The 14,690-nt window shown below is 38.3% G+C and carries 17 protein-coding genes and 1 tRNA gene; 14 read left to right on the forward strand and 4 right to left on the reverse strand.

Annotated features, from left to right (window positions below; all coding sequences use genetic code 11):
• Positions 1 to 14: 14 nt before the first annotated feature.
• Positions 15 to 389, reverse strand: coding sequence for a cytochrome c maturation protein CcmE domain-containing protein (locus tag J2T59_RS02180; RefSeq protein WP_259133511.1), 375 nt, complete (start codon positions 387 to 389; stop codon positions 15 to 17).
• Position 390: 1 nt separating this feature from the next.
• Positions 391 to 531, reverse strand: coding sequence for a CcmD family protein (locus J2T59_RS02185; RefSeq protein WP_259133512.1), 141 nt, complete (start codon positions 529 to 531; stop codon positions 391 to 393).
• 179 nt (positions 532 to 710) lie between these two features.
• On the opposite strand from J2T59_RS02185, the gene ahbD reads away from it, so the two are divergent.
• The 14 genes from ahbD (at position 711) to J2T59_RS02255 (ending at position 13,652) form a co-directional block, all read left to right on the forward strand.
• Positions 711 to 1,805: a heme b synthase gene (gene ahbD / locus J2T59_RS02190; RefSeq protein ID WP_259133513.1), complete on the forward strand. Its 1,095-nt coding sequence runs from the start codon at positions 711 to 713 to the stop codon at positions 1,803 to 1,805.
• A gap of 1 nt (position 1,806) precedes the next feature.
• Positions 1,807 to 2,262, forward strand: coding sequence for a siroheme decarboxylase subunit alpha (ahbA, locus tag J2T59_RS02195; protein WP_259133514.1), 456 nt, complete (start codon positions 1,807 to 1,809; stop codon positions 2,260 to 2,262).
• An 11-nt stretch (positions 2,263 to 2,273) separates the two neighbouring features.
• Positions 2,274 to 2,732: a siroheme decarboxylase subunit beta gene (gene ahbB, locus J2T59_RS02200; RefSeq protein ID WP_259133515.1), complete on the forward strand. Its 459-nt coding sequence runs from the start codon at positions 2,274 to 2,276 to the stop codon at positions 2,730 to 2,732.
• 62 nt (positions 2,733 to 2,794) lie between these two features.
• A complete protein-coding gene (locus tag J2T59_RS02205) occupies positions 2,795 to 3,496 on the forward strand; it encodes a precorrin-2 dehydrogenase/sirohydrochlorin ferrochelatase family protein (protein WP_259133516.1) in 702 nt (233 codons plus the stop codon).
• Positions 3,497 to 3,529: 33 nt separating this feature from the next.
• A complete protein-coding gene (gene hemA, locus J2T59_RS02210) occupies positions 3,530 to 4,807 on the forward strand; it encodes a glutamyl-tRNA reductase (protein ID WP_259133517.1) in 1,278 nt (425 codons plus the stop codon).
• 5 nt (positions 4,808 to 4,812) lie between these two features.
• Positions 4,813 to 5,787 carry a porphobilinogen synthase gene (hemB, locus tag J2T59_RS02215; protein ID WP_259133519.1) on the forward strand — a complete coding sequence of 325 codons (975 nt, stop codon included), beginning with the start codon at positions 4,813 to 4,815 and terminating at the stop codon, positions 5,785 to 5,787.
• Positions 5,788 to 5,927: 140 nt separating this feature from the next.
• Positions 5,928 to 7,193 carry a glutamate-1-semialdehyde 2,1-aminomutase gene (gene hemL / locus J2T59_RS02220; RefSeq protein ID WP_259133522.1) on the forward strand — a complete coding sequence of 422 codons (1,266 nt, stop codon included), beginning with the start codon at positions 5,928 to 5,930 and terminating at the stop codon, positions 7,191 to 7,193.
• A gap of 22 nt (positions 7,194 to 7,215) precedes the next feature.
• A complete protein-coding gene (gene hemC / locus J2T59_RS02225; protein ID WP_259133524.1) occupies positions 7,216 to 8,151 on the forward strand; it encodes a hydroxymethylbilane synthase in 936 nt (311 codons plus the stop codon).
• Positions 8,152 to 8,186: 35 nt separating this feature from the next.
• Complete coding sequence (locus J2T59_RS02230; protein ID WP_259133527.1) at positions 8,187 to 9,107, forward strand: dihydroorotate dehydrogenase; 921 nt, start codon at positions 8,187 to 8,189, stop codon at positions 9,105 to 9,107.
• Between the two features lie 46 nt (positions 9,108 to 9,153).
• On the forward strand, positions 9,154 to 9,954 hold the full coding sequence (locus J2T59_RS02235) for a dihydroorotate dehydrogenase electron transfer subunit (RefSeq protein WP_259133529.1): 801 nt from the start codon (positions 9,154 to 9,156) through the stop codon (positions 9,952 to 9,954).
• A 524-nt stretch (positions 9,955 to 10,478) separates the two neighbouring features.
• Positions 10,479 to 10,553, forward strand: a tRNA-Glu gene (locus tag J2T59_RS02240).
• Positions 10,554 to 11,081: 528 nt separating this feature from the next.
• Positions 11,082 to 11,273, forward strand: a complete 192-nt coding sequence (locus tag J2T59_RS02245; protein ID WP_445468600.1) for a DUF7557 family protein — start codon at positions 11,082 to 11,084, stop codon at positions 11,271 to 11,273.
• A 12-nt stretch (positions 11,274 to 11,285) separates the two neighbouring features.
• On the forward strand, positions 11,286 to 11,552 hold the full coding sequence (locus J2T59_RS02250; RefSeq protein ID WP_259133532.1) for a type II toxin-antitoxin system RelE family toxin: 267 nt from the start codon (positions 11,286 to 11,288) through the stop codon (positions 11,550 to 11,552).
• A gap of 438 nt (positions 11,553 to 11,990) precedes the next feature.
• Positions 11,991 to 13,652, forward strand: coding sequence for a histidine kinase dimerization/phosphoacceptor domain -containing protein (locus J2T59_RS02255; RefSeq protein ID WP_259133534.1), 1,662 nt, complete (start codon positions 11,991 to 11,993; stop codon positions 13,650 to 13,652).
• A 65-nt stretch (positions 13,653 to 13,717) separates the two neighbouring features.
• Here J2T59_RS02255 and J2T59_RS02260 read toward each other — a convergent pair whose 3' ends face one another.
• Both J2T59_RS02260 and J2T59_RS02265 read right to left on the reverse strand, forming a co-directional pair.
• Positions 13,718 to 13,900, reverse strand: coding sequence for a 4Fe-4S binding protein (locus J2T59_RS02260; protein ID WP_259133535.1), 183 nt, complete (start codon positions 13,898 to 13,900; stop codon positions 13,718 to 13,720).
• Positions 13,901 to 13,960: 60 nt separating this feature from the next.
• Positions 13,961 to 14,674 carry an epoxyqueuosine reductase gene (locus J2T59_RS02265; protein WP_259133536.1) on the reverse strand — a complete coding sequence of 238 codons (714 nt, stop codon included), beginning with the start codon at positions 14,672 to 14,674 and terminating at the stop codon, positions 13,961 to 13,963.
• Positions 14,675 to 14,690 lie beyond the last annotated feature (16 nt).

The raw sequence follows: 14,690 nt of genomic DNA on the forward strand, positions 1-14,690 counted from the left end.
ATGTAATTCCAATTTCATGTTTGGTACCTTGAAGGACATCCAATAACTATCTTATCAGCTTCTATCTTCCCTTGATCTACTAGTGTACCACTAAGACTTATGGTCTGTCCCTCAACGATATTTGTTGGAGCATTACCTACATATTCAACGTATATATTGTCATTAACATTCTCATCATCATGGAGAACAAACTCGATCCTGTCAGTAGATATAGAGAGTGTATCTTCTTTTATGATACCCATAACATTAACATTCTGACCACTCTCATAGTTTCCAGACATTGTTTCCGATACCGTCTGGTATCCCGCAGAAAATTCAACACCCCAGAGTCCAACTACTGCAACAACTATTATTACAGCAACTGAAACTAATACGTTTTTTCTGCTCATTTTAGTGTCCACCTTCCCTTCTGCTAAGCTCTTCAAGTCTATCCAATTCACTCTTAAGCTCTTTTCTTGTTTTTATAAGATATAAAATATATAATAATATAAATAATCCGGTAATACCATATGCGAGATATAAGGCGTCCATTATTCACTTACCACCCAAGTAACACATTTACGTTTCAAGAACCTTATTGTCAATTATTTGTCAGTATTAATATAATTATTGTATCCGACACAAAAATGTAATTATAGTATACTCTACATCCTACTCACAAGCTTATCATATTCAATATTGAACAAGTATAAATAATATTTCAGGTAAAGATGATTTTCATGGTCACACCACCAAAACTTATTGCTTGGGAATTTACAGCACGTTGTAACCTCTCTTGTGTTCACTGTAGAGGTGCATCCACTGACGAAGAAGTTCCTGGTGAACTCACTACAATTGAATCTAAGAGATTCATTGACGAGATCGCTGGAATGAGTAATCCAATACTAATACTCAGTGGAGGGGAACCGCTTGTCAGAGAAGATGTTTATGAGATCGCTGAGTACGGAACCAATAAAGGATTACGAGTAGTCCTGGCCACCAACGGTACACTTCTAGATGAAAATATGGTGAACAGACTCATTGAATCAGGTATTCAGAGGATAAGTGTAAGTATTGACGGTTCCACTGCAGAATCACATGACAAGTTCAGGGGTTCTGAGGGTTCCTTTGACCAGGCACTAGAAGGTATCAATATAATAAAAGATGCAGGACTCGAGTTCCAAATAAATACTACTATAACAAAACGTAACCTTTCCGAGATCCCATCGATCTACGAATTTGCTCAACATATAGGTGCAGTAGCACTCCATATTTTCATGCTCGTTCCTACTGGAAGAGGTAAAGAGATAGAGAATGAGGAAATCCCGCCAGAAGATTATGAAAATGTCCTCAACTGGTTCTATGACAAACAAAAGACGGCTAAGATCCAATTAAAGGCAACATGTGCACCCCATTATTTCAGAATAATGAAACAGAGAAGTAAAGAAGAAGGTACGACTCCACCACCCGCAATGTCTGGTTCTGAGCACCCTCATTCCAAATCCCATCCTCACGGATACAGTGCAATGACACGAGGATGTCTTGGAGGTACATCTTTTTGTTTTGTTTCAAGTGTTGGTGGAGTCTATACCTGCGGCTATCTCCCAGAACCCGCTGGTAATATCAAGGAAACAAGTTTTAAGGACATATGGGAAAATGCAACCATATTCAATGACCTGCGTGACCCTAATAATCTGAAAGGCAAATGTGGTGTTTGCGAGTATAGGTTCATATGTAGTGGATGTAGAGCCCGTGCTTATGCTGCAACTGGGGATTACCTTGAAGAAGAACCATATTGTGTCTATATACCACAGAAAAGGCGATAAAATGATACACTTAGATGACATTGATAAAAGAATACTTAACACTATCCAGTTTGATTTCCCATTAGACACAAGACCTTACGCCAAACTTGCAGAAGAACTCAATGTCAGTGAAAATGAAGTTATTGAACGCTTGGACAGATTACACAGAGCAGGTGCCATCCGCAGGATCGGGCCAGTGATAAATACAAAGAAGTTAGGTGGTGTAAGTACATTGGCTGCCGTTAAGGCACCTGATGAGAGAATTGATGAAGTTGCAGAGTTCATTAACCAGTACCCTGAAGTATCACATAACTATTTACGGCGTGACAATTACAATATATGGTTCACAGTTTCCGCAGAGAACAAGAAGAGATTGGATACTATCCTTGAAGAGATCAAAACCAGTACAGATTGCCCCCTTATAGAACTGCCTACGGTACGACTGTTCAAGATAGGTGTCCAGTTCGATATTAAATGAGATACGGTACTATGAAAGAAATATATACACAGTTACTCAAAGCCACACAAGATGGTATCCCGTTCACTAAACACCCATTCAAAGAAATAGCTGATAATATGGGCATGTCGGAACAGGAAGTTGTGGACACAATCAAACAAATGCAGGAACATGGGATCATACGCAGGTTCGGTGCATCTATAGGCCATCGCAAGATCGGGATCACTGCTAATGCCATGTGTACATGGAACGTACCAGAAGAAGATGTGGAAAACGTGGGACAAGTTATGGCAGAATTTGTTGAAGTGACACACTGTTACGAGCGACCGCGATACCCTGACTGGCCCTATAACCTGTTCACCATGGTACATTCATATACTAAAGAAGATTGTATAAAAGTAGCTGAACGTATCTCAGAAGCTACCGGAATTACTGATTATAAACTCCTTTTTAGTGAAAAGGAATTTAAAAAGACTGGAACTCGAATTTAATTTAATTTCATTTAATTTAATTTCAATTAAGTCAATGACATCATTTTAAGGATATGTGAATTATGTCGACATCAAATCCATCAACACCCAATTTCCTTCCCCTAATGATACAAATGGACAATAAAGAGATTGTTATTTTTGGTGGTGGTAATGTGGGTGAACGTAAATCCAAACTATTCTCTCAATACGCTAAAACCACTGTGATCAGTTCCGAGTTCACTAACACTATCAAAAGAATGGGTGAATCAGGTCAGATCAATTTAGTCATTATGGACCTGCACTCTGTAACTGACACTGAACTCAATGAATTAATATCAACTGCGTTCATAGTTATTACTGCAACAAGTGATGTACAATTAAACCAAAGAATAGCAGAACTGGCTAAATCATCGGGAATATTTGTCAATGAGGTTAACGGACCGGGAAGTGATATTGTTGTACCTTCAATAGTACAACGTGGTGAACTATGTATCAGTATCTCGAGTTCTGGGTCAAGTCCCGCATTATCAAAATTCACGCGTTACCAAATCGAAAGACTCATAACTCCTGAATATGCTGATATGATACGAGTCCAACATGAAATCCGTACATATTTAAAACAAAACGTCACTGAGCAAGAGAAAAGAAAAGATATACTCTGGACTATACTCGAATCAAAGGACGTATGGGATAACTTATCAATATCCTATGAAAATGGGTACAATAAAGCGTTGGATATAGCTCAGAATGAAGTTCGAACATTTACCAATAAAGATCCAAATTAAATATTATACCATCCCCTTATGTGGAGGAGTAATTTGACGAATATCTCAAGTATGGTCATAACACACGAAAAAGCATGTGTTGAGGAAATGGAAGCTGCACTTAAAGACGAGCCTGAAGATATACTTGACAAGTTATATTCTAATGATTGTATTGAAGAATGTGTGGTCCTAAAAACATGTAACCGCACTGAGATCTATATAGTTTCACAATCGGGTCTTGACCCACTTTACACTTTTGCTGATGATAAAGGGATCTCTCCTGAAATTGTAGAGTTCTATGACCATAAAGAAACACTGAATCATCTACTCCGTCTCGCATGTGGCCTTGAATCCATGATCGTGGGTGAAGATCAGATACTTGGTCAAATGAAAGATATGTACGCAGCTGCGAGATCTAACGGTACTACTGGTAAAATACTTGATACTGCATTCAAAAAAGCCACACAGGTAGGTAAACGTGTACGTAACGAGACCAGAGTGAACAAGGGTTCGGTCTCTATTGGGTCAGCAGCAGTCGACCTTGCTGAAAAGATACTGGGTAACCTTACAGGTAAACGTATTCTTGTTATCGGTGCAGGTGAAATGGGTGGACTTGTTGCACGTGCACTCAAGAATCGTGATATTGATGTCATATACATTGCAAACCGTACATTCAAACGTGCTCAAGTATTAGCGTACGAACTCGGTGGTATGGCCGTACCCTACGAGCATATTACCAAATGTGTCAAGTCAGCTGATGTTGTCATCAGTGCAACTGCAGCTCCACATCACGTTATTACAAAAAAGATAGTAGAGGATGCTATTAAGGACAGGATCGACCCAATACTGCTTATAGATATAGCCAATCCAAGGGATATTGAGGAGTGTGTGGGTGATATTCCTAATGTGAATCTCCATAATATAGATAGTCTCAGAACGATCAATGCAGAGAATATTCGTATCAGAATGGAAGAAGCTAAAAAAGCTGAGATCATTATCGCTGAAGAACTTGAAAACCTTGAAACACAATATAAACGGCAAAAAGCCGATGTCATTATAGCTAAACTTTATTCTGAGATGTATAATGTTCGTGAACGTGAAAAAGAACGTGCAATTAACCGTCTCTGCGCTTACCATACAATAGGTGATCGAGAGATCAGTGTATTAGAAGACCTAACACATTCCATGGTGAACAAGATCCTGGCAGAACCCACTAAAGTGTTAAGAGAAGCTGCAGAGAACGATGATGATGAACTTCTTGATTCGATCTGTAAAATATTCAATGTCTGTAATACTACATGCAATAATGACCAAAAAGAAAAGGATAGTTGATACTTATGTTCCCACATGATAGAATGAGAAGACTCAGGAGTCCCAGTATAAGAAAAATGGTCCGTGAAACGCTACTTGCCCCTAACGACCTGATATACCCAATGTTCGTTGACGAGACCATAGATAGTTATAAGCCAGTACCATCAATGCCTGGTGTGAACCGTGTTCCATTATCAGAAGCTGCAAATGAAGCTAAAAGTGTAGCTGACCTGGATATTCCTGCAGTTATCCTTTTTGGAATACCTCATGAAAAAGATGAAACTGGAACCTGTGCATATGGTGATGACGATGTGGTCCAAAACGCTGTCAGGTCAATTAAAGATGAATTGGGGGATGACATGGTCGTTATAACTGATGTTTGTTTATGTGAATATACGAGTCACGGTCATTGTGGTATTATTGATAGGAGTACAAAAGAAATTCTTAACGATCCCACATTAGAGATCTTGGGAGAAGTAGCTATAAGTCACGCAAATGCCGGTGCTGATATAGTTGCACCTTCTGGTATGATGGACGGTATGATCGGGAAGATCCGGTCAGACCTTGATACGAACAATCATTCGAACACTGTCATTATGTCCTATGCCGCAAAGTACGCATCCTCATTCTACGGTCCGTTCAGGGACGCAGCTGATTCGGGATATACGTTTGGTGACAGGTCAAGTTATCAAATGGATCCTGCGAATTCAAATGAAGCATTAAGAGAAGTTGAACTCGATATCCAGGAAGGTGCGGATATTATTATGGTAAAACCTGCATTACCCTATCTTGACATACTTTACAGGATCAAGAGCGCGTTTGAGATCCCTACTGCAGCATATAATGTCAGTGGCGAATTCTCTATGATAAAAGCTGCAGCTGAAAAGGGATGGCTTGACGAAAAGGCTGTCATGTACGAATCATTACTCTCAATAAAAAGATCAGGTGCTGACATGATCCTGACATATTTCGCAAAGGATATGGCTGAACTATTAAAATGAATTAACTTGAATAAGATGAGAGTACAAGTTTTATAAGAAAATCTAACAATTTTTATATGCAACGACTTGTGTTAGTATAGCATAGATCAAGATATTTATTATATTATTTGAATTTAAGAATCAATTAAGGTGTTTTTTTCATGAGTTTGGAAAGATCTGAAGAGATGTTCAATAAAGCGAAAAGTCTACTCCCGGGTGGAGTAAGCAGTCCCGTACGAGCAATTAAACCATATCCGTTCTATACCGAATCTGCCTCAGGTTCAATTATAAGGGACGTTGATGGGAATGAGTATATTGATTATTGTATGGGTTATGGCCCTAACATCTTCGGGCACGGTGACCCTGATATTAAAAGAGCTATCATTGATCAGCTCGACAAAGGTTGGTTATACGGTACTCCAATCGAGAACGAGTACAAGCTAGCTACCCGTATATCTGACCTCTACCCATCCATCGATATGCTCAGGTTCGTGTCTACGGGTACTGAAGCTACAATGAGCGCATTACGAGCAGCACGTGGGTTTACTGGCAAAGATAAGTTCATTAAGATCGAAGGTGGATTCCATGGAGCTCATGACGCTGTACTCGTACAAGCAGGCTCTGGTGCAACAACTCATGGTAAACCTGATTCGTTAGGTGTCCCCGAAAGTTTCACTCGACATACACTTCAAGTTCCCTACAATGACATTGAATCCCTGGTATCTCGAATTGAATCCAATAAGGACGAAGTAGCTGCACTTATCATGGAACCTGTTATGGGTAATATCGGTCCAATATTACCAGATGAAGGATATCTTGAAGAGGTCAGGAAAGTAACAGAAGAAAACGATATTCTTCTCATTTTCGATGAGGTCATTACCGGATTCAGGTTAGCTATGGGTGGTGCCCAGGAATTCTACGGTGTTACACCTGACATGACGACATTAGGAAAGATCGTAGGTGGCGGATTACCAATAGGAGTTTTTGGTGGTAAAAGAGAGATCATGGAAAAAGTATCACCATCTGGCGGTATTTATCAAGCGGGTACATTCAGTGGAAGTCCTGCAGTGGTCACAGCAGGTCTTGCAGTCATAGATAAACTGGAATCTGAGAATGTACATGAAAACCTTAACACACTCGGAGATGAAGTTCGTGTCAGATTAGCTGAAATTGTACAGGATCTTAACCTGAACTATAGCGTTTCTGGAATTGCTTCAATGTTCAAAATATTCTTCTCAGAGCGACCTTCCAACTATCAAGATATTCAAAAATGTGATAAGCAAGGTTATGTCGAGTTCTTTAAACGGATGCTGAACGACGGTATATTCTTACCACCAGCCCAGTTCGAAACCAATTTCCTATCAACTTGCCATACACGAGAAGAGATTGAAACAACCATCCAAGCATATGAATCTAACCTCAAATAAATGAACCAGGAGTTGATCATCCATGATAATTGGAACCCGGGGTAGTTCACTTGCACGTGCACAAGCAGAGATTGTTGCACAGATGCTAGAAGAACGTGGCGTATTCGCAGACCAACAGATCATTAAGACCACAGGTGATTCATTTACTGATAGACCATTACATGAACTGGGCGGTGTTGGTGCTTTCGTACGTGAACTCGATGACAGAATGATCGCAGGTGAGATCGATATTGCAGTTCATTCAATGAAAGATCTACCAACACAACGACCAGATACCCTCTCTACCTCAGCAGTCCTGGTACGAGACTCACCTCACGATATCCTAATAACACCTGACGGCTCCAAATTAAACGATCTACCCAAGGGTTCCATTATAGGTACTACTTCAATGCGTCGCCGTGCCCAGTTATTAAAATATAGACCAGACCTTATTATAAAGGACCTGCGTGGTAATATCGATACGAGACTCAAAAAACTAAGGTCAGGTCAGTATGATGGTATCATGTTAGCAGAAGCGGGACTCCAACGCATGAAATGGGATCAAGATATGGAGTACCAGCGTCTTGACACAAAGAACTTCTGTCCCTCAGCTAATCAAGGAACTATTGCGGTTGTTACATTGAAAGGTAGTGAAGCTGATACTTTAACCTCAATGTTAGATCATGCACCCTCCAGAATAGAGACCGAGATCGAACGTATCATTACAAAAGAGGTTGAGGGTGGTTGTGTGGTTCCTGTAGGTTCATTTGCAAAGATCAGTGGTAGTGGTGATAGTATCTATGTCCGTGCCGAAGTACTATCTCTTGACGGTACTGAAACGATCGAAGTTGAAGATAATATTCCCAGAGACGAGTATAAGGAACATGCATTAGAACTAGGTCATAAACTCGTGGACCTCGGGGCTAAAAGACTGGTACGGGCCGCTGCGGAACAACTCGCAGCCCAGAAGGATATGTGAAAAGGGTTCATGAACTAAGTTTCAGGATATATCATATGATAAATATAACAGGTCTTAAACTGAAAAATCCCACTATACTAGCAGCTGGTATCATGGGTACCACCGGTGCATCTCTCATACGTATCTCGAAATGTGGTGCAGGTGCACTTGTCACCAAGTCTATAGGAATATCCCAAAAGGAAGGACATAAGAACCCTACAATGATCCAGCTGGAATCCGGTGGATACATTAATGCAATGGGTCTCCCGAACCCTTCATACCATAACTTCAAAGCAGAGATCGAGAAAGTTGAACAGAACACTGACACTCCTGTAATAGTCAGTATATTCGGAGGTACAGCATCCGAATTCGTAGAAATAGCAACACAACTCCTAAAAAACACTGAGAAGGGTGTAATAGATGCATTCGAACTGAATGTAAGCTGCCCACATGCAGAAGGTTACGGGTCAATGATAGGATGCGACCCGGGAGCTGTTGGGACCATAACAGCTGCAGTAAAGGATGTGGTCGATGTACCCGTATGGGTAAAACTCACGCCAAATGTAACAGATATCGTACCCATTGGTCGTTCAGCGCAGGAAAATGGTGCTGATGCCATTGTAGCCATCAATACTGTCAAAGGAATGGCGATAGATATCAGTTCAGGGTACCCTATACTGGGCAACAGGTTCGGTGGTCTCTCAGGCCCGCCTGTAAAACCAATTGCGATCAAATGTATCTACGACCTCTATGCCGCTCTTGATATCCCTATAATAGGTGCAGGAGGAGTATCTTGCTGGGAAGATGCTGTTGAGATGATGATGGCTGGAGCTTCGGGAGTTCAGATAGGTTCTGCAGTATATGACGACATTAATATTTTTAGTACAGTCTCTAAAGGAATAGACCAATTCATAACTGAAAATGATACCTATACTAAGATCGAAGATATTATAGGAATAGCACACACCAAACTTTGACTTGAAATCAATTTGTTATTTTAAGAACGAACCGAGATGACATCAAATGCGACCCATCAATGCACGTATCATAGATATAGTGAATGAAACACCCACTATCCGTACATTCTTCTTCGACACTGAACTAAAATCAGAAAATATTGGCCAGTTCGCTATGGTATGGGTCAGAGGTATTGATGAAATACCTATGGCATTATCCTACAATAACGCAATAACAGTGCAAAAAGTGGGAGAAGCCACTTCCGCACTATTTGATCTGAACATTGATGACAGTATAGGACTCAGAGGTCCCTATGGTACAGGTTTCACATTACCTGAAAATAATAAGAAGAAGAGTGAAGTTCTCATCATCGCGGGTGGTGTGGGTGCAGCACCACTTGCACCCCTTGCAGAAAAAATGTCTGGTAATCAAGGTACTAATATCAAAGTTACTACTATACTTGGTGCACGGACAGAATCAGAACTGTTATTCGAGTCAAGGTTCAATAATTCGGGAATGCTTCACATAACCACAGATGACGGATCATGTGCACGATGTGGTTTTGTAACTGACGTCCTCTCAGAACTCGATTTAGACCAATATGATATGATATACATATGTGGTCCCGAGATAATGATGTCATGTATCTTTGATATACTCCAATCAAAACAATGTTTGCATAAAACTGAGTTCAGTCTCCATCGTTACTTCAAGTGCGCTATAGGTGTATGTGGTGCATGCTGTATTGATGAAGAGGGTTTAAGAGTATGCAAAGACGGACCCGTTTTTAGAGGAACTCGATTACAGAACTCTGAACTAGGTAAATATAAACGCGATTCCAGCGGTACTATTGTGCCATGCTATTAACTAAGCAAAGAACAACTTTTTTCGTCCAAATACCTTAATCAAACTCACTGTAATTGCTAAAAATATATGGTCATGTATCTCCCGTAATATCACGTGCCCCATGTATTGTACTGTACCTTTATGCAATTATGGAGTGACAATATATCTAGTTAGGTACTTCATATTACCCACAGTATAGTCTATATATCATTACGATATAGTGAGTTCGCCTTTATGCTAGATCTTGTGAAGCAATGGAACAAAGTAAATAAAAATAATACATGACACATCAATAAAAACCACAACTAAAATAGGTAAGTAAAACAACATAAACAATTTCAGAATAAAGTTATTGAGTACCTCCTTGCAAAAAAAATAACTTACATCTAAAATCTATTTTGAGGACGGTTTTTCTGTTCATTGATACCTACTATGGGTTCATATTAGTTCCATTGCGTTTCCAAGACATTGGGTAGCGATATGAAACGAAAGATTAATATTATTCTAATTACTTCAAGGTGCTAGATAATCGGAACTATCCTTGTGCTCTGATAGTGTAGCATGGCCAATCATGTAGGACTCTCACTCCTACGACTGGGGTTCAAATCCCCATCAGAGCATTTTAGATTTTTTAATACTCCTAATGTTGGATGCTTTTTTCAAAGAAAATTCAAATAAGTATTTTTAGATTATTATTTATAACAAGAATTGTTCCTGCAGGATCCTTTTTTTATGATAAAAACTGAGACTATCATAATCAACTAAATGATGTAAAGCCTTGGACCTTGCGAGATGGATCAACTTTGATGCAATAAATACTGTGATTTTAGAACCAAAATGGCTAAAATCATAGTAAAATCAACAAAATTAACTGAACTGGCAAACTTAGGCTAAAAGGATTTAATGGACAGTTTTCAATGTGCCAGTTTCCAACTTCGTTCCGGCTGCCACAGCAACAATCTATGCAGTTCTTTCGGATGGCCTTAAAGATCTCCTTCTTGGTGGTCAAGCTATCACCTCAAGTGGCGCAGTATGGTTGTATCGGCAGATTTCAAACGAGTTATAAATAGTTATAAGTTATTATGAATAATAGATAATAAATTATAAATACACTTAATAGCTAATAGCTGATATGGAGTGAATCTTACATGGCACACACTACAACAATTCCAACCACAAAGGTGGTGAGAGACAGACTGAAAGGGTACGGTCAAAAAGGCGAGACATACACCGACATTCTAACAAGATTGATGGATTCAGTTGATAAGGATGAATTCATGGACAGAATGTATCGACGCTTGGAAGAAAAGAATCAGTTTGTCTCTCTCGATGAGATCTGATGAGAGATCTAAATGAAATATAGAGTAAGTATACATCCACATGCTGTTAAGTTTCTTAGGACACGGGACAACGAAACAAAAGACAGACTCAAAGAAGGGTTAAGAAAACTTCAAAATGACCCTTTGAGTCACGCTGTTAAAAAAATGAAAGGTACAAAAGGCAGACAAGACCTTTATCGTCTTCGTATTGAAGAGTATCGGGTCATTTTTGCTATTGAGGATGATGTTGTATACGTACTCGAAATAATTCCGCGTGGTCACGGATACAAGTGGCTGTGAATACACTTATTCCTTAATCGCAGACAACACTTTTCTTGCTTATTCTGGCCTCATATTTCCCTATTTCATCGAGTGACTGCTGATTCAGAACGAGGGAACATTGTGAACAGAACTTGTCAGTGGGCCTGAGAATGTTGTTGCACCTTGGACAATTCTTAAGAGTTACGTGTCTCACATTTTCCTGTTTAAGGCCGTAGTTTTCGTGAACTACACCCCGCTTAAGCATGGTCCTTCTTGCTTCATTCTCTGAACTATTGTTCACAAGTCCCACTGGCTCTTCCCGTAGTCCCTATGGTGATAAAAGAACTATTAGATTTTGGGCTAATTATATAATTGCCACATACTCAACTTTTAAATAATCAAAAAATAAAGTGCTGTTGTTTTAATGTTTAACTAGTTTTTTCAACAACTAAAGTAGTAAATAGGTGACTTTAATAGATGGATCTTATCTCATTACTGTTATTCTTTACTTTTGCATTCTATGTTTATTTTAGCATTTATACCTATAAACTTGATCCAACAAATAAATTGAACCAAGTATTCTCTGTCATGTCCTTTCTCATGGCAATTTGGGCATTAGGGTTTGTATTTATGATCCCGGCTAACACTCCCGAAGATGCTTTATTCTGGAGAAAGGTTGCAGCTGTAGGATGGTGTACAATATACAGTGTCATATTACATTTTACTTTAATATTAACTAGCAAAGAATCGTTTTTGGATAAGTGGTGGAGTTATTTAGTAATATACAGTCCAGCTATTTTTTATTTATATTATTATATTTTTGCAGGTGGAATGAGTGTTGAAAATTTTGCTCAAACCGATTTTGGATGGACATATCTTTATTCAATAAACATGGGTGTAATTGATTGGTTATTTCACCTATATTACACAGTTTATGTAGCAATCTCAATTGGATTAGTTTATCATTGGAAACAGGTTACTGAGTTTTTTAGGGAAAGTAAATTAGGTTGCATTATAATATTAACTTTCACAATAGTTTTCATTTTTGGTGGTATTACAGATAATATCTTACCAACACTTGGTAAAGCCATTATTCCACCGGTAGCAGTAGTTCTTGCATTAATACCAGCTTATGCTCTCCATTATTCAATCAAGAAATATAAGTTTCTATCAATTTCACCAAAACACACTATTTTTGAGGTTGTAAATAACATATCTGATGGTTTGTTATTGATCAAAAATAATGGTCAGATCACAATGGCCAATCCCAGTGCATGTAAATTATTAGAATATGATGAGAACCAGCTCGTTGGGCAACAGATTGAAAATATATTAGCTGACAATAATTCATCTTTCATATATTCACTATACGATAAGAACAGTGAACATAAGAATATACAAAACCTAGAACGCTATTTACTTACTCGTACCGGGAACAAGTTATTAGCTCTAATATCTGCCTCAATCATAACCGATGAATGGGATCAACATCTAGAACTTGCTTTCATATTTAGAGACATAACTTCAAGGAAAGAAGCAGAAGAAATGCACATAAAAGAAGTGCATCATCGTGTAAAAAACAATCTCCAGGTAATAACGAGTCTATTAAACTTGCAATCAAGAACCTTCCAGGACGAAACTATCAAGTTAGCACTCAAAGATTGTCAAAATAGAGTGGCTTCAATGTCAATTGCTCATGAAAGATTATATAAATCTTCAGATATTGCTACTGTTGAAATTGGAGATTATATTAAAAACCTTACAGATAACATCAAAAAAGCCTTTTCCTCAGATAATAATGATATTGAGATAAATATCAATTCAGATAACGAGAATATCAAGCTTGACCTTATTGTTCCATTAGGTCTCATTTTAAATGAACTTATCACAAACACATTCAAGTACGCTTTTCCCGATCAAGACCATGGAGAACTATCAATTAGATTTAAGGTAGAGGATAAAGAATACATACTTGATGTGAAAGATAATGGGATAGGTTTACCAGAAGATTTGGATATTGATGAAACAAATTCATTGGGCCTTAAAGTAGTAAAGATGTTAGCACAGCAAATAAATGGTACTCTAGAATATCAGTATAACAATGGTGCACATTTTACTGTCAAGTTCCCAAAATGGTGATCTTTATCTTTCTTTTCTAATTCCACTATTTATTTCTTAAACTAATAATTCAAATAGTGTTGTTTTCAGGTAAGTTCAATCAAAATAGCTTCAGTTGGGCATATTGAGATACAATCACCACAATTATTGCATAGCCTTGGATCAACTATTGCTAAATTGTCACCATTTAATGCAATTGCTTTATTTGGACATATTAAAACGCATCCACCACAACCTATACAATGATACTCATCAATGCTTACTACCATAACTATCAGTTCTATAAATTTAATATATTACAAAATAAAATTACATTCAACATTATATAATTATCTCTGAATATACTTAAGTGTAAAGGGACATGAAGTGATACATTTACCACATAATGGATACTCAAAATCTACTTTTGAAGCTGCATCTACACACTCATTATAACAACTCTTAACATCGATCAAATCATCTCGGTCAAGTGATCTGTCCCAAAGAACACCTTTTATCGAGTTACTCGGACAATGTTTCATACACGCAACACAATCACCACATTCTGACACTCGCACAGGTTCATTATCAGTAGATAATGGCGCATCTGTCAAAACAGTGTTCAACCTTAATGCTGATCCTATTTTCTTAGTAACTAACAGTCCAGACATACCGATCCATCCAAGACCCGCTTTAGTAGCTGCTCTTTTATGTGAGAAATCTGTCCTGTAAGTGATAGGATCATAATCCGAAGTACTTGATAGCAATGCTTTTGCTCGATAACCCCCATCTTCCAAAATGTCCTGTACCTGTGCTGCTAATACATCGAGTTCAGCATTTGCTCTATAACATTCATCAATATATTCTTGGGATATACCATTTAGCAAATCACTGACCGAACTTTTGCTTAGTGATACCCCTATAACTACACACTTACCCAAATAAGGATACGATGGATGGAGATACTTATCATCGCTTAGGTCCGCAAAACCATAGATAATATTTTCAGGATATCCCAACATATCATCTATTCGTTCACATACAAGTTTTAGTTTAGTATCCATGAAAATTTTTAACAAC

Source organism: Methanosalsum natronophilum (assembly GCF_024808815.1).
GTDB classification, from domain to species: domain Archaea; phylum Halobacteriota; class Methanosarcinia; order Methanosarcinales; family Methanosarcinaceae; genus Methanosalsum; species Methanosalsum natronophilum.

Bases quoted from the DNA above. Each gene is read 5' to 3' on its own strand.
- J2T59_RS02260 (WP_259133535.1), bottom strand. From the start codon at position 13,900: ATGGTAGTAAGCATTGATGAGTATCATTGTATAGGTTGTGGTGGATGC.
- J2T59_RS02180 (WP_259133511.1), bottom strand. From the start codon at position 389: ATGAGCAGAAAAAACGTATTAGTTTCAGTTGCTGTAATAATAGTTGTT.
- J2T59_RS02185 (WP_259133512.1), bottom strand. From the start codon at position 531: ATGGACGCCTTATATCTCGCATATGGTATTACCGGATTATTTATATTA.
- J2T59_RS02265 (WP_259133536.1), bottom strand. From the start codon at position 14,674: ATGGATACTAAACTAAAACTTGTATGTGAACGAATAGATGATATGTTG.
- ahbB (WP_259133515.1), top strand. From the start codon at position 2,274: ATGAAAGAAATATATACACAGTTACTCAAAGCCACACAAGATGGTATC.
- J2T59_RS02250 (WP_259133532.1), top strand. From the start codon at position 11,286: ATGAAATATAGAGTAAGTATACATCCACATGCTGTTAAGTTTCTTAGG.
- hemB (WP_259133519.1), top strand. From the start codon at position 4,813: ATGTTCCCACATGATAGAATGAGAAGACTCAGGAGTCCCAGTATAAGA.
- hemL (WP_259133522.1), top strand. From the start codon at position 5,928: ATGAGTTTGGAAAGATCTGAAGAGATGTTCAATAAAGCGAAAAGTCTA.
- hemC (WP_259133524.1), top strand. From the start codon at position 7,216: ATGATAATTGGAACCCGGGGTAGTTCACTTGCACGTGCACAAGCAGAG.
- J2T59_RS02235 (WP_259133529.1), top strand. From the start codon at position 9,154: ATGCGACCCATCAATGCACGTATCATAGATATAGTGAATGAAACACCC.
- ahbD (WP_259133513.1), top strand. From the start codon at position 711: ATGATTTTCATGGTCACACCACCAAAACTTATTGCTTGGGAATTTACA.
- J2T59_RS02205 (WP_259133516.1), top strand. From the start codon at position 2,795: ATGTCGACATCAAATCCATCAACACCCAATTTCCTTCCCCTAATGATA.
- ahbA (WP_259133514.1), top strand. From the start codon at position 1,807: ATGATACACTTAGATGACATTGATAAAAGAATACTTAACACTATCCAG.
- J2T59_RS02245 (WP_445468600.1), top strand. From the start codon at position 11,082: ATGGCACACACTACAACAATTCCAACCACAAAGGTGGTGAGAGACAGA.
- J2T59_RS02230 (WP_259133527.1), top strand. From the start codon at position 8,187: ATGATAAATATAACAGGTCTTAAACTGAAAAATCCCACTATACTAGCA.
- J2T59_RS02255 (WP_259133534.1), top strand. From the start codon at position 11,991: ATGGATCTTATCTCATTACTGTTATTCTTTACTTTTGCATTCTATGTT.